16 protein-coding genes are annotated in these 14803 nt (G+C 32.5%); 3 read left to right on the plus strand and 13 right to left on the minus strand.

Annotation, left to right across the window (positions count from 1 at the left end; genetic code table 11):
* The 5 genes from A3I9_RS0108820 to A3I9_RS0108840 all read right to left on the minus strand — a co-directional run.
* On the minus strand, window positions 1-1177 hold a 1177-nt coding region (locus A3I9_RS0108820), incomplete at its 3' end, for a site-specific integrase (RefSeq protein WP_018378454.1).
* A gap of 451 nt (window positions 1178-1628) precedes the next feature.
* Window positions 1629-2267 carry a hypothetical protein gene (locus tag A3I9_RS0108825; RefSeq protein ID WP_156809186.1) on the minus strand — a complete coding sequence of 213 codons (639 nt, stop codon included), beginning with the start codon at window positions 2265-2267 and terminating at the stop codon, window positions 1629-1631.
* A gap of 40 nt (window positions 2268-2307) precedes the next feature.
* On the minus strand, window positions 2308-3216 hold the full coding sequence (locus A3I9_RS0108830) for a hypothetical protein (protein WP_018378456.1): 909 nt from the start codon (window positions 3214-3216) through the stop codon (window positions 2308-2310).
* A gap of 14 nt (window positions 3217-3230) precedes the next feature.
* Entirely contained in the window at window positions 3231-3749 is a 519-nt protein-coding gene (locus A3I9_RS0108835) for a zinc-ribbon domain-containing protein (protein ID WP_018378457.1), read from the minus strand.
* Window positions 3750-3768: 19 nt separating this feature from the next.
* Complete coding sequence (locus A3I9_RS0108840) at window positions 3769-4137, minus strand: zinc-ribbon domain-containing protein (RefSeq protein ID WP_018378458.1); 369 nt, start codon at window positions 4135-4137, stop codon at window positions 3769-3771.
* 249 nt (window positions 4138-4386) lie between these two features.
* Here A3I9_RS0108840 and A3I9_RS0108845 point away from each other — a divergent pair, with 249 nt between their 5' ends.
* Window positions 4387-4725, plus strand: coding sequence for a helix-turn-helix domain-containing protein (locus A3I9_RS0108845; protein ID WP_018378459.1), 339 nt, complete (start codon window positions 4387-4389; stop codon window positions 4723-4725).
* A 148-nt stretch (window positions 4726-4873) separates the two neighbouring features.
* On the opposite strand, the gene A3I9_RS0108850 is transcribed toward A3I9_RS0108845, so the two are convergent.
* From A3I9_RS0108850 to A3I9_RS0108860, 3 genes are all read right to left on the minus strand, one after another.
* Window positions 4874-5329 (minus strand): hypothetical protein, encoded by a 456-nt coding sequence (locus A3I9_RS0108850; RefSeq protein WP_018378460.1) that lies wholly within the window; start codon window positions 5327-5329, stop codon window positions 4874-4876.
* A gap of 1 nt (window position 5330) precedes the next feature.
* Window positions 5331-5774: a Panacea domain-containing protein gene (locus A3I9_RS0108855; RefSeq protein ID WP_018378461.1), complete on the minus strand. Its 444-nt coding sequence runs from the start codon at window positions 5772-5774 to the stop codon at window positions 5331-5333.
* A gap of 166 nt (window positions 5775-5940) precedes the next feature.
* Window positions 5941-6714 carry a hypothetical protein gene (locus tag A3I9_RS0108860; protein WP_018378462.1) on the minus strand — a complete coding sequence of 258 codons (774 nt, stop codon included), beginning with the start codon at window positions 6712-6714 and terminating at the stop codon, window positions 5941-5943.
* Between the two features lie 117 nt (window positions 6715-6831).
* Between A3I9_RS0108860 and A3I9_RS0108865 the strand changes: the two genes are divergently transcribed.
* Window positions 6832-8061 carry a DNA cytosine methyltransferase gene (locus tag A3I9_RS0108865; protein ID WP_018378463.1) on the plus strand — a complete coding sequence of 410 codons (1230 nt, stop codon included), beginning with the start codon at window positions 6832-6834 and terminating at the stop codon, window positions 8059-8061.
* Between the two features lie 85 nt (window positions 8062-8146).
* A complete protein-coding gene (locus tag A3I9_RS0108870) occupies window positions 8147-9457 on the plus strand; it encodes a phospholipase D-like domain-containing protein (protein ID WP_018378464.1) in 1311 nt (436 codons plus the stop codon).
* A 34-nt stretch (window positions 9458-9491) separates the two neighbouring features.
* Here A3I9_RS0108870 and A3I9_RS0108875 read toward each other — a convergent pair whose 3' ends face one another.
* From A3I9_RS0108875 to A3I9_RS0108895, 5 genes are all read right to left on the minus strand, one after another.
* The gene (locus A3I9_RS0108875; RefSeq protein WP_018378465.1) at window positions 9492-9788 is read right to left on the minus strand and encodes a hypothetical protein; all 297 of its coding nucleotides are present in this window, start codon (window positions 9786-9788) and stop codon (window positions 9492-9494) included.
* 91 nt (window positions 9789-9879) lie between these two features.
* Window positions 9880-10518 carry a CpXC domain-containing protein gene (locus A3I9_RS0108880; protein ID WP_018378466.1) on the minus strand — a complete coding sequence of 213 codons (639 nt, stop codon included), beginning with the start codon at window positions 10516-10518 and terminating at the stop codon, window positions 9880-9882.
* A gap of 268 nt (window positions 10519-10786) precedes the next feature.
* The gene (locus A3I9_RS0108885; RefSeq protein WP_018378467.1) at window positions 10787-12565 is read right to left on the minus strand and encodes a hypothetical protein; all 1779 of its coding nucleotides are present in this window, start codon (window positions 12563-12565) and stop codon (window positions 10787-10789) included.
* 684 nt (window positions 12566-13249) lie between these two features.
* Window positions 13250-14029: a DUF3307 domain-containing protein gene (locus A3I9_RS0108890; RefSeq protein WP_018378677.1), complete on the minus strand. Its 780-nt coding sequence runs from the start codon at window positions 14027-14029 to the stop codon at window positions 13250-13252.
* Window positions 14026-14709, minus strand: a complete 684-nt coding sequence (locus tag A3I9_RS0108895; RefSeq protein WP_018378678.1) for a SatD family protein — start codon at window positions 14707-14709, stop codon at window positions 14026-14028. Before A3I9_RS0108895 ends, A3I9_RS0108890 begins: the two co-directional genes overlap by 4 nt.
* Between the last annotated feature and the right edge of the window lie 94 nt (window positions 14710-14803).

The raw sequence follows: 14803 nt of genomic DNA on the forward strand, positions 1-14803 counted from the left end.
TCTCACCTTTATTTTGTAGATACACCCATGCACTTTCAGGAGATTTGTCACCCCTTGCCGACATCAGCTCACTGATCTCATCCACACCAGAAAGAACTAACTGTGTTGTGTACCAGTGTCTGAAGATATGAGGGGAGATATTATGCTCTTGCAATAAATGGCCAAAAAACACAACTTCTTCATCATCTGAGTTAAGGAATATTGGGATCATCTCTTCTCGGATAATCTTTCGGAAACGCTGATAATAGACATCATAAGTTAAAGCCTTCCCTTGCTTGTTCAAATTCAATGGACCGTAGTCCTTCTCATACTTCTGACCTTCTAGATATGCCATATAATCATTGTAGGTGTCCACAAACACTTCTAGAAAGATATATGGGACGGCTTGCATCCGCTCCTTCTTGATGCGTCCTGTGGGCTTTAAATCGCTACGCAGGGGTATTTCCTTACGTAAATCTATTTCAACCTTAAATGTCTCTCCCTCAGCCTGATGAAAGATGATGCCAGGACCTAGCGGACTATCTTCTCGTCTGACATTGCAAGCTTCAGATGGACGCAAACCAACAAAAGCCCCTAGCGCTACTACCATGAGCAAATCTGTGTGCTGTTTAGCTATATGAGCAAATAGCATTTCAAAGGCAGCATTTGGCATGTCGCGAAAGATAACTTGTTCCATGTTACTATCATCCACATAGATTTCAAAATTGGGCTCTTTTCGCTTAATAACCCGTCCACGTTTGTTGGTATAAGTTGTTATAGCATATAGGTCTTTCGGAGATAGATTAGCCTTCTTTTTCCGTTCGTTTAGGTAGAGTGTTAGGAAATCTAAAACAGCATTAACACAAATCTCAACAGTGCTCTTCTTCCGATGCTGGGTATCACCAGGAAGCGTTCCTAAACCATAATGCATAAAAAATTCTCTAACCGTATCTAATGTTAACTGGTCTAAAGATGCAATTCCTTCTACTCCAAAAACATAATTTAAAAACTTTACAACATACGAAAAACGTTTGTTACCATTATCAGAGATAGGTTTAATTCTAGCAGCTGATTTTACATAGCGATGAAAATTGGTAAATTGCAATCTGCCATCTTCGTGTTTTAAGGCAATAAATTGTTTAGTAACAAGATGATTATCACCTAAAATGAGAGAATGTTTATAGCAAACAAACTTCATAGTACCTCCTTTTTCTACTTTGATTGAATGTCCTGACTTGAATTTTTATTGCTAAAAAACGCAAAAAAACGACCAATTCAGTACCATTCTCCTCTATGCAACAAACTGCAAAGAGGGGACATCGATGAGTACTTTCATTGATCGTTATGATATTTAAAATTAATCTAATAACAAAAGTAACTTCATCTTGGTAATTGGAACTATTAAATAGTTCAGTAACGTTAAAACCATAGTAGGATTCCTCAAACAATGAATGTGTTGTCTACTATGGTTGGATATTTACTTTTTTTCTTTTACTAAGTTTCTTTTACTTTTGTTATCTTTACTTTTTTTGTATTATAACATATTTTGCTAAAAATGTCATTTTTGAAGAGTGATATCCACTACTTCATCTTTAAAACAGTAAAAAAGAGGCTATTGTTAGCCTCTTTCTCTGGACTTATGTATGAAGCTAGTTCACTTTCGTTTGTTTAAAGTAATATCCAGCTCCTATAATAGCTAGTAAAATAATAAAGAACTTTAAAAAATTATTAGATTGTTTGCCTGTACCATTTTTACCTTGGGCTGTATCATTTTGTACACCTTGCATAGAAATGGCTTCTTGTTGGATTTTGTTTAATTCTCCATCAGAAAACTCACCATGCAACATACTACCATCTGCACGTTGAAAACTCACCATGCCAAAGTAGTTATCCAGATACTCTTCATCCCCTTGCATGACTACAAAGCGTGGAGTTTTATCAACTTTCTTTGTTATTTCTGGCTTTACAACTACTTCTTTTACAGCAGATGTTCCCCCGATTTTCGTAGCTGCACGGGGTTCCATGCCGACTACGAACACGCTGATTTCATATTTTCCAACAGGCACTTCATCTTTTTGAATAAAGTTATTCTTTTTATTTAACTTGTAGGTTCCTGCTATTTCTTTTGTTTCAGAATTAAATAGTTGCACTGTCATTTCAAGTTCATATCCTGGTTGGCGAATAGCTTGAATGACTACTGGACCATTTTTTTGATTAAATACCAAAGTTTTAGCAAGAATCAATAAACATAATGCTAACGCACCAATAATCCATATCTTTTTCATCATACCCCTTTCAATTTGAGAAAATAATTATATATGTATCCTATTATTGAACCTTGAGTTTAAGGTATTCTTTGGTACAAACGATCCTAATTTCCGTTAAAATTTCATTTTCAAATTTAAATTCTGCATACGACGAATCATCTTCTCCACGTTCATCCAAGAAATATGTAATACTGTATCCTTTGCTATTTTTGTCAAATTCTTTATTGTAATTAAAGTATTGATCTTCATAAACAGGATTATTGATAGTGACATTCTCTAAGAATTGCTTACGAGTAATTCCTATATTAATTCCTTCGTAAGAAAATGGAGCTTTACCATTTTCCTTCATTTTATATTCATTGGCAAAACCTGAGTGCTTTTTATATTCAACACTAATAGTTGTCAAATCAGCATCAGGTAGTTTAATTTTCCTTTTTTTAGTATTTATTCCGTTAGACCTAAGGGCAAGAAATGAAAATTCCTCATTTTTAAAATTAGGCAAATAGTGCGTAAGAAGTCGAGATTCTCCATTAGCTAATTCAAACTTGTTTTCAGACTCAGGTTTTTTATTATATATTGTTTTATAGATAGCTTCCCAATTAGTAGGTAAGTTAAAATGATTAGAATAGAGAGAAAAATTAGTACCTAAAGTGACATTGATTTTCCTTTGCTCAAAGACAGGTAAAATTTCATCAACCTCTTGATAAGACATGGCATCATAGACAGAATCATCTTCGTCTAGGAATTTGTACCGATAAATTCCGTCATCATCCAGAACGCCTTTTGGAGATTTATAGTTTTCGAATTTATGAACTTCATCTGCAGGTATCGTTTGTTCCTTTTTGCCAAACAGAGACTGTTCATTATTTTGTGACACATTTGTTTGAGAATTCGTTTTACCGCATTGTTTCATCAAGAAAATGATACAAAATACGATAAAAACAACTGTTAGTAATTTATTGTTTTTCATATACTTAGTCTCTTTTAAACAGCTTTATTTCCACATTCAACACAAAAGACAGCATCATCTGCTAACGTGGAGCCACAGTTGGTACAGAATTTTTGATTAGCAATAGGTGTAGGTGCATTTTCCTCTATCTTTTCTTGAGGAATCACTTCTTCTGTTACTACTGCTTCCTTAACTATTGGTGATTCTTGCTTCAAATTATGTCCACAATGAGGGCAAAAAACAATCCCCTTCTCTATGTACTTCGCACAAGATGGACATTGATCCGTTTTTAAAGATGAATCAGTGGTGTAACTTTGAATTGTTTCGTCACACACTTTAATTTGTGAAATAATTTCTTCAAATTCGCTACCAGGTACTTCACGATACTTTTCATAGTATAAGTTACCCAAGGATTTTAAAAGCTCCTCACGTTGCTTTTTTTCTTTGTTAACTAAATTTTGAATCTTCACATTCTGAGTGAACTCTTGTGTTTTTTGACTTGCAATATTTCCAACATCAGCAAGTTTTGATGATAATTCTTCTAAAAATGACATAATTTATCCTCCTCACATACTATCCACTAACACTAAAGGTCAGAAGACTAGAAACTAAAATAATGAGTGAAATTACTAGAACAATGAAATGTAAGATCCGATTTGTTGTTCGTTTAATACCGATGAACCCTGCCAAAGTAGCAAAAATAGAAACAAGGCAAGCTGTTGTTGGAGAGTTTCTACCGACAAATAGTACTACTATGTTTAGCGCGACACACACATAGGTATAGAAGTCAGGTGTTTGCCCTAACTTGGGTTGAGTATTTATATTGCTAACATTTTCAGTCTGCTTCACATGAGTTGTATTTTGAGCTTGAAGTGCATTTCCGCAGGACATACAGAATTTACTACCTTCACCGTTTTGTTTCCCACATTTTGAACAATACATAATATTTAATCATCCTATCTTTTTAATATATTTCCAAATCTGCAATACCAAGACTATCTATTCTCACCTCCTGAAAGTAGGTAAAGCAACTTAAATATCAAATTTTATAATTTTTTAAACGACTATCGAATAAAAAATTATATATACATTATATCATACATTGTCCTTTTGAGGATATATAAATTGTCCTTTTTATACCTGTAAACTGTCCTTAAAAACCTATATTCTTTAATAAAAGGAGGACAGATTATGACATTAGATCAATTTGTAGCCAAAAGAATCCAAACATTACGGAAAGAATTTCAACTAACACAGGAGCAATTAGCTGAAGCTGCGGGCTTAGATGTTTCCTCAATAGCAAAAATAGAGCGTGGAGAACGCTCTAATATTAAAGTTAATACTCTAGAAAAAATTGTTGAAGCTTTTGGTTTATCCCTTAGCAGTTTTTTACAAGATTATAAAAACAATACGAACTCTATTGCCCCACTCTTTGAGAAATTTCATAATAGACTTCAACTTCTACCCCAAGAAAAACAAAAAGAATACCTACGTTTATTTGAAGAGATTGTTAACATTGAAAATTTATAAAAATTTCAATGTATAATTTTATAGAATTGTTTACTAGAAAAACGATTTATCTCCATCATCATAATAAAAAACATAGAACACATTGTCCTACTCAACAGAATCAGTATGTTCTATGTTTTTTATTTAATGCGAAATAATATTAAATAACTTATTGTTTTTTAGAGGGACAAATAGCATGCTCGCAATCGTACCACACGATGTGAAATATCCCTTTTTTTAGAACTCCAAATAATCTAATTTTTCCCTGTATCCTCAAGGAATAAAGAGATTCATGTTGCAGTAAATTTAATTCATCAGCTCTATCTCTAGCTTCTTTAATCATATCTTCAAATAATATAAAGTGAGAATTTGTTCCTTTTTTTCGTCCCCCACTACTGCTATCAATTTCTTGCCAAGTCATGCCTTCATAATCTCTAAGCTTTTTAAAAATTTCCTTATCAATAAAATCATTATTAAGAACACTCCAATCACTGTGCTCAAAATCAGCTAACTCAAAACTCCAAATAGGTTTTGATGATTTATATGAATCAGGGTTATAGAGTTGTTCAGTCTGTTTTCGTGATATTGTCGATTTCTTAAAATTGGTTTTTTTGTTCTTCCCCATTTCAAATTAATCCTGAATAATACTCTTGCATCAATTCCTTAGAAATGATTTCCGTACTCCGTTCTCCTAATGGCAACGCTCCTCTTGTTTCTCGCCATGGACGCTCACTATGAGTGAGCTCACTCAACCAAAATGCTTCCCGATGTCCATAGTCACCTATTACCACGGATAGTGTCTCAATCTCATCTTCAGAAAATTCATAATCACCAATATAAACCTCTAAATCATTTGACTCAATAAGAAATTCTCCTTTATGTACATCATAAAGTTCTTTGCAAACAGGTCCGTTGGCCCATGCCTGAAAATCTTCGTTAAACAATGGAATGCCATCCCATGCTAGAGACCACGCTTGAGCATAATAGCATAATTTTTGTAATTTCATAGTAGACATTTCACCAAGTTCATTTAAAATATAATAGGCAACATCAAATATTGTACCCATCATTGTTTCCTCCTAATTTTCGTTTTCACCCTCTTCATTATACCATATAATAATTTATTATAATTAAAATATTTTAAATATAACTATAATACTTGCTAAACATAAGATGAAAAATCTAACTATCTTTTGAAACTCAAATCTGAAACATGTACATAGTAATTATCTACTTTCATTTTTCATTAGATTTTCCCATTATTTTGCCTTCTTTCATGATATGTCTTTGTTTTATGACATATTCTGATAATTTTTTCTTTGATACAAAACCTGTTATTTCAACGTACCATATTCTTTTGCTTAGTTCATTGAATAATTCTTGAAACTCAAGATTTTCTGAATAAAGCCAACGTTTTTGCTTAAAAATCCCTTCTACACTCTCTATATTGTTGGTAAAATAACAGTTCTCACCTTGTACACGACACAATAGATAAGAATCTACAACAAATCCTTTGTTATAAGGGTATTTATAATTGCCTTGTTCATCATAATTTTTCACTTCTAATAATAAAAACCTACTAAAGCCTTTTGTGGATTTAACTGATACGTTTTTCTTATTTATTACAAGGTCAATATTATCCCAGAATTCAAGTTGACCTACTGTAAAATCAACATTTGAACACTCAAAGTTGTTATCCAAGCAGTACTTGTGAACTGCAACTTCAGATAATTTACCTTGAAAAGTATTAACAAATATCTCACCTGGTTTTCTATCGTAACCACTGTCACTAGTGAAACTACTAGGATTATGTTCTCCTTGGTGCCCAAACGTCATTTTATAAGAAAATTCGAAAGCCACATTAAAATCTTCTTCAGTAATTTTAATTACTTTATCTGGATTAAAGCCAAATTCTGTATTTTTGATTATCGGAAAAATATAAGCTTTTCCTTCCTCATCAAGTCGAACTTCTAAAAATTGAGTCTTTTCGTCAAAATTATTTGTATCCATAAATAAACCTCGTTTTTTAATTTTACCAAAAAATTTAAAAAAACGTAGTTCTTTGCTGCTTTTCTTGAATATAAGTGATATAATTATCGAGTTAATAATTAATTAAGGAGAAAATACATGACAAATTCTGTAAGTTCCAAAACTGCCATGAAGCATAACATTGCTGCTTTCTTTAGTGGAGTTGGTGGAATTGAGTTAGGTTTTGAACAAACCAACGAGTTCAGAGTGGTGTATGCTAATGAATTTGATAAGTATGCTCGTGCTACTTACGCTCTCAACCATCCCAACACCCCTCTTGATAGCCGAGATATTCACAAAGTACCAGCTGATGAAGTATTGGATGAGACTGGAAAAGACAACATTGATGTTGTTGTTGGTGGATTCCCTTGTCAAGCTTTTAGTATAGCGGGCTATAGAAAAGGTTTTGATGATGATAGAGGAGATTTATTCTTTGAATTACTCCGAATTATTGAAGCCAAGAAACCAAAAGTTGTCTTTATCGAAAATGTAAAAAATATGGTTTCCCATGATCATGGTAATACTTTTAAAGTCATACGAGAAGCTTTGACGGATAATAACTATTTTATTAAGTGGAAAGTCTTAAATGGTAAAGACTATGGTAACATTCCACAAAATCGGGAGAGAATTTATATAGTAGGTTTTGATAATAAAGAATCTTATGATGCTTTTGAATTTCCTGAAGAAATCAAACTAACAACAACACTAAAAGACGTTATTGACTTTGGGGCAGAGCTAGATGAGAACTATTACTACCGTGAAGGTAAACAAAAATTTTATGAAGAACTGAAACATGCTATTGACAGTCAGGATACAGTATATCAATGGCGTAGACAATATGTACGCGAGAATAAAAATGGAGTTGTACCTACTTTAACTGCTAATATGGGAACAGGTGGGCATAATGTGCCATTGATTTTAACCAATAATCATGAGATTCGTAAATTGACACCTAAAGAGACGTTTAATGTTCAAGGTTTTCCTAAAGAGTTTAAACTTCCAGAAAAACTATCAAATGGTCAACTGTATAAACAAGCTGGTAATAGTGTGGTTGTCCCAGTAATTAAACGTATTGCGGAAAATATTTCTGTCGCTTTGAATCAACAAGGAGAATCACAACTAGCTAGAAATGGTAAATTTGCAATTATTTATACTAAGATGAACGGACAATTTGAAGGGGAATCTTATGTTAAGGAATTTGTTGACAGCTACGAACAAGCTGAAAAAATTATTAAATCTTACAAAGATGGATTGAGTATTTTTTCAGACGAAGAATATTTTAGATTTATCAAGAAAAAAGGTAATTTAGAATTTTATAGTATCGTATAAAATGAATATGATAAAAGCTAGTTTTAGACTAGCTTTTTCTGTTATAATAAAGAGTATGTAGTCAGGAATTATAAAGGAGACGAATATGTCAATATGGGAAAAATATACTAAGGAGGAAAGAGAGGAATATATAAAATTTCTTCAGGTATATGGTGCATTAACTAACCTTTTTAGACAAAAACATGGAGATCCTATTCCATATCTTGATTCAAAGTTTCAAGAGACAATCTATGCAAAGGTTTTTAAAAGTGAGAATGTTGACATCGGTAATACTCCTCATGATATCTTGTCAATATTTGCTGATAAAAGAATAGGTATCGGTTTGAAAACATGGATGAACTCAAGTCCATCTTTTCAAAAAGTAATGCAATTGAAACGCTATAAAGCTGAAATTGATCCACTTTTTAGCAAATCAGATGAAGAACTCGCTTTAAAATTATCTCAAATTAAAAATGATAGAATGTTAGCTGACTATAAGCGTCTAGGGCTCACAGAAGATGGTAACATCTATCATTATATTACTAGGGACGCAGGAAAATTTGTTATTCAAGAGACTCTATACCCTTTGGTGGACTTGAATAATCTCAGAGATTTTAAACGTACTTCTACTGCGTTTCAATGGTCTGATGGTCATAAAGATTATAAATTTACTTATAGCGATTCACAAATATGGCAACATTTTGACTCAAATAAAAAAGATACTTTAGTTCTTAATACATTTGATGTCAATATTATTGATGATCCATTTGAATTTCTCTTACAATCGTACTTTAATTTCATAGATGATTTCAAAAACAAATCACATCAGGACGATATTGTTGAAGTGTATTTACCGCTTTATTCATATCGTAGCAAAGAAGTAGAAGAAAAATCAGGACTTAATTCTTGGAATTCAGCACCTAAAAATCGTGGGAGTTCAACACTACGTCCACTCAATGAAATATACATCCCCATCCCAAGAGAATTTCATAAAAAAGTTCCTAACTTTTTCTGTTCCGATATTTTTGAAGTAGAACGAATGCAAAATAACTATACTGGGGATAAGAAGAATAAACCACAAGTTCGATTTCATTTAAAATTACCGAATGGAAAGTTGATCCCTGCTCTTGTTGGCCAAGAAAGAATGAAAAGTCTGCAATCGGGTAGTTTGACTGAGCGTGACCCTGAGACAAATAAACTTTACGGACAGTCAGCACTAGGTCAATGGCTCCTAGTTGATGTACTTGGGCTAAATGAAAGACAAATTGTTACCAGAGATTGGCTTCAAAAAAAGGGGACAGATTCAGTGAGACTTTGGAGAAAAAAAGACGATTATTCAACCATTTATATAGATTTTGCACCAATTGGTAGTTTCGAAGCGTTTATGAATAATGAAGCAATTGAGAAAGAAGAATAAAAAAGAGGATTCACCTCTTTTTTACTACTTATTGCTAGTACAATTCATCCTTGATTGATTCAATAAAATCAGTATAGAATTTCTGGATGGTATTAGCTACATACTCAACACTTTCTTGAGCAGTGACCTGAATTAAATTTTCATAACTAGCCAAGGAAACTACTTGAGTAAATTCTACATTAAACTCCTTATCTTTGCACAATACTTCAAATTCTTTTAAAAAATCTAATAGTGTTTGCTTCTGAGTCCCTTGATATACATTTTTATCAAGACGAATACCTAAGTTTGATATTTCAACCGATAGATTATCATAAAGTTCTTCTAAGTCCATTACGCAATTTGCTCCTTACTTTTTTTGAAATTATATTAACTTCAATATATAGTAAATCACTCAAAAAAGCAAGAGTACTCATCATTGTTGACTATGATATGACACCATGTCTAATAACATTTCCTGCCCAATATTCGTTAATGAACAATTCCTTGTCTTCAATAGTTTCTAGTTCTGAAATGAAAAATTGATATTGTTCCTTTGAAAAATCAAGTGATGCTACTACTTCATCCTTATTGATAAACATAAATTGATAATTAGAAGGTCCAACTTGTGAAAGGACTACATTGTCATAAGAAAACTGAATATCCCCTTCTTCCAATGGGCTATTGGTGTATTTCATCAACTCAATAGCACGATCGTCTAGATTTGCATTAAATATTTGTACTTTTTCTATAAAGGATTCCAAATCATGGACAATTCTACAACGGTATTCAGACAGGTCTACCCCTTCTAGCTTTATATAGTTTTGCTGTCTAGTAAAAATTGCTTTATCAATGTAAGGGACATAATGTATTGCACACTTCTTCTCTTTATCCAGATAAAGTGTAGGATAGGTAATAATTTGTTCTTTATCACAATGTTGGCAGGAGAATTTAAACAAATTCCATTCTGTGATAGCTTTAGTTAATTCGGGATGAGTTGTTGCATTCACCACATTATATCGCTCATGTAGGCATTTTCGGCCACATTGTGGACAGTTAAGATGGGATAAGTAAAGTTCAGTCATATATAGTTCTCCTTCTCTGTGATGAGCTTTATATGCTCTTACTTATATATTCGTAATCAAATAAGAAAAGGCTAAAAAAATTTCAACCTTTTTATTATCTTTAGGAAAAAGCTATGCATTATTAGTTATAAAATTCTCGAATTGGCTTGGAGTAAATGTTCTCACTTCGTCTACACACATTTTTTCTAAAACACCCATTCCAAAATGATGAAAACTTGTTTGACTTAGTTGGGAAACTCTATTAGCATCAAAGGATGTTAAAACTAAACTATAGTTTTTGAAATAAATTATAAATGGGATAATCTAAATATCGCTCTTTTGTTTCCTCATCCAATTTATTCCAATAAAAATTAGCCTGTTGTTTTGATTTTAACAACACTGAGGCACCAAAACAAATTTCATTTTTACCATAATTATTAATCAAAATGCTAGTAAGAGTTTCCATTTCATTATTATTCAATTCTCGATTTCTATACTTAATTTGAAGATCATTTATAATAGCTATCTCGCTATTTTTGAAATAATTTAAGTTCCAATCAGAAAGTCTTTGAACCCAATTAAGCAGCGTCTCTCTTCTTTCAGTATCTTTTGCCATATCAGCTGCTGCAATTATTTTTATTATTGTATTGTCAGCCCCCTCATACTTTAAACTATTATCAACTAGTCGTTGATAGGAAGCTATTACGGAATCAAAGTTGCAATTATCTATTTTTAACCATTCATTTGGTTCAAAAACTTCAAAAATAGAAATATCTGAATAATCTTCATCTTCCCCTCTTCGACACCAAGGAGTTTCATTGAAAATATCTATCATAGCCCCCTTCTTATCATCTTCAAATTCATATAATGTGATAATGTGGATGTTAGCAATTTTCAGATGAAGTAATTTTGATTCATCATAATTTAAAGCAAGCGTTTCTCTTAAAATTAGACCTTTATTAAGAAAGGACAAATTTTTTTGCGATTGACTATCAAATAATGCTAAATCAAGTTCTTTTTTGATGCCTATATTATCCATAATAGTAGCAATGCGTTGCAATTCTTCAAGATGCTCATTTAAATTCATCAACTTAATTTCATTTAAATTATTTGCATCAAATTTTACACTTTTACCATTTAATGTAATATATCCTGCTTTTTGTAATTCTTGTAACGCTTCAGTACATCTAATGGCTTCTGACAAATTATCGGGACGTGAAAAATTTAAACTGAATTTGTTTGTTTTCTTATGAGCTGAAAATGTAAATCCTGATCCAATTCGAAGTTCTACACTACCATCTGGAAAACGATGTCTCTTTATATCATCAAAGATAAATGTTTCTCCTATAGTAAAAATTAAATCAGTTTCTTCAAAAATTTCAACTACTTTAATTGTACTATCAACTGGAATTATAGCACCATTTTCCGCATCTTCTAGATAAGGAAAAATATCGTGTTCTTCTTGATAATTAAAAATGTCAACTGGATTTTTTCCTCGATGATAAAACTTGATAACTTTATCTTTAGGTAAGTCACTTAAACTTGGTAATTTTTTATCAGTAAAACTACGTTGCCTGTCACTGGTTCTAATAAAATCTAATAACTCTGCATACACTTTTTCAGCAGGCAATGGATGAATATTAACTAGTACTGTCTTATTAATTTGTTCTTTAATTTTTGATTTTTTAGATTTGCTATTCTTAAGTAGACGTTTGATTGTTAATGGAGGTAAAGATTTGTAATATATCCCGTTTAGTTCATAATTATTGCCTAATGAAACCACAAATAATACCACTCCCCCTGTCCTCAAATATAACTCTAGATCACTTAAAGTTAAGCGAAAATTATTAAGAGGAATCTCACTTTTTTGTGTAGATTTAACTTGGACAGGAACCACCCCGATAATATCTTCTTTTCTATCTGTTGGATTTTTTAAAACATGTATAGTTCCGTCCCATGATGGAGTTTTATCATTCTGATCAAGATAGGATTGGAGATAATCGTTTTTATCTATAAATGTAGCCAGATGAGAAACACCTAGTGATTCAATTTTTTTATTGTTTACCAAATATTCACCCCATTACATAATATTATATACTTCTTATTATACCATTAACACCGTAAAAACATATAGACTATATTACTACTGTACTCCTCTAAAATCTACACAATATTACCTTAAAAAATGTACATTTGAACTCACTAACTTCCTAATATTTTCTACCTCATTTTGTACAATTGAATTCCCACCCAAACTGGAATATCGTAACTAAATTATGGACTATATTACACTCTAAAATAAAGTACAAAACAAAAATAAAGTACACTTTTCAAAGAATGTACTTTATGCTTCAATTATAGATGTATCAAGGGTTTAGGTACTGTTAGATATAAAGTACATAAATTTTTAGTTTTGTTAAGATAACTGGAAAAAATTTTAAAGTACATTTTACTAAGAATATCCTAATTTAAAACGTAAAATAGGAAATTTTGATCAGGTGCATTTCTTGTGCTACCATTGTAAGTAACTATGACCGTTGATCAAGATTTTGATTTTTTAATGTTTTTATAGTGTCAGGCTGCTCTGATTGATTCTGATAGTCTATCAATAAAATCCATCGTTTGCTATACTGTATTTGCACCACAATTCCTATACTATTACGAAGTAAATAGGATAACATTATAAAAATCTCTATCTAACATATGGATAGAGATTTTTATAATTTATTTACATAAAATATATTATGTAAAATTAGAAAATTATCATATAGAAGACAAGAACTGAAATAATACTAAATAAAGAACCAATTAAGTAATATTCTGCAAAGGCCTGACTTTTTGAAATGCGATCATAGCGGGCGATTGATTTGGCAGTGAAGACGAGGCCGATGGCGACATACTGCCCTAAAATCAAGAATAAGCCCATGATAATTCGCTCTAGATTGCCTATCAGAGCACCCGCTCCTGCTACTGTCTCTTCCTGTATTTCTTTTTGTTGTGGTGTCGGCGTGGCTTTCTCTAACAATAGCTTGGATAACTCTCTCACCTGATATTTGCTGAAGAAAAGTTTAAAGACGATATTCATCGGTTTTGTAATAATGAGAATAAAGAGTGTTATACGGAGCAGGTATTCCCATTGGAACCACCATAGTGGTGTATCATTTACTTTTACTGTCCATAGGGACTTGTAAATCAGCACAATAGCAAGTAAATGAGCAAGTTGGTCCACTACAAAGGCAATTTGCCGTTGTTGGTTTGTCCTCATCCAAGTAGCTGGCAACATTCGCTTGATACTGTCAATGATGACATGACTAAGAAAGATAAAGGCGTTGATCAAACGCATTTCTGGTAGTAAGATTGCCAAACATACTAAAGGTAGAGCAACAATTGTTAAATGCTTTCCGAGAGTGAGCCAATCAGAATTTTTTCGGTCTGCCATTTCTTGACTTTGCCAATGAAAATCACTTAAGAGGTGGACAATAAATAGCGTCAGTAATAACGGATTTTCTCCTAGAAAGTGAATTCCTGTCATTTTTTATCCTCCTTGTTATCGCAACTCCAATCATATAAGACTTGACCAGCTTGTTTTCGTCCTCGCAGATATACCTTTAATCCACTAGCTTTTAGGCGTTTGGTGAGGGCGCTAGGCTCGATTCTTAAATCCCTAGCTAAGTTCTGATGGTCGAAACTTTCATCATATTGCTGTGTAGACAGCAACTGTTGCAACATTGCTCGTTGCTTGTCCGTCCATTTTGCTTGAATGAACTCCCCATTTGCCAGCAAACTATTTAGCATCCTCTCCTGCAAATTCTCTTTTTGCCCCAGAGAAACACGGATATTGGTCATTCCATAATCATCTTTATCATGCACTAGGTCAATGGCAGAGCGGGCATTCCAGTAGGCAGGGCCATCTGCACCAATACTTTGCTCAGGGTTAATATCTGTCACAATATCACCGATTCCAATCCCAAATCGGATGTGAACGGGATATAGTTCTGACCGAATTAGATCGATTATCTGAAAAATATTCTGATTTGGATAGAGCAAGGCCTGAAATTCGTCTCCGATGGTAATCGTAAAGGGAGAGGCAAGATGCATTTTATAGGTCTGGTTGATGTCGTTCATCGTTTTACGAAGTTTTTCTTGTACTTCAAAGCGATTCTTTAATTTTTTAGAATCAATAAAATCACCAATTATTGCAATATACGCCATCGTAAACTACCTCCTTTTTGTCTATTATAACAGACAAAACAAAAAATGTCTATCAAGATAGACATTTTTAAGAATTACCTTTTAAATAGACATG

Source organism: Streptococcus ovis DSM 16829 (genome assembly GCF_000380125.1).
Taxonomy (GTDB): Bacteria; Bacillota; Bacilli; order Lactobacillales; family Streptococcaceae; genus Streptococcus; species Streptococcus ovis.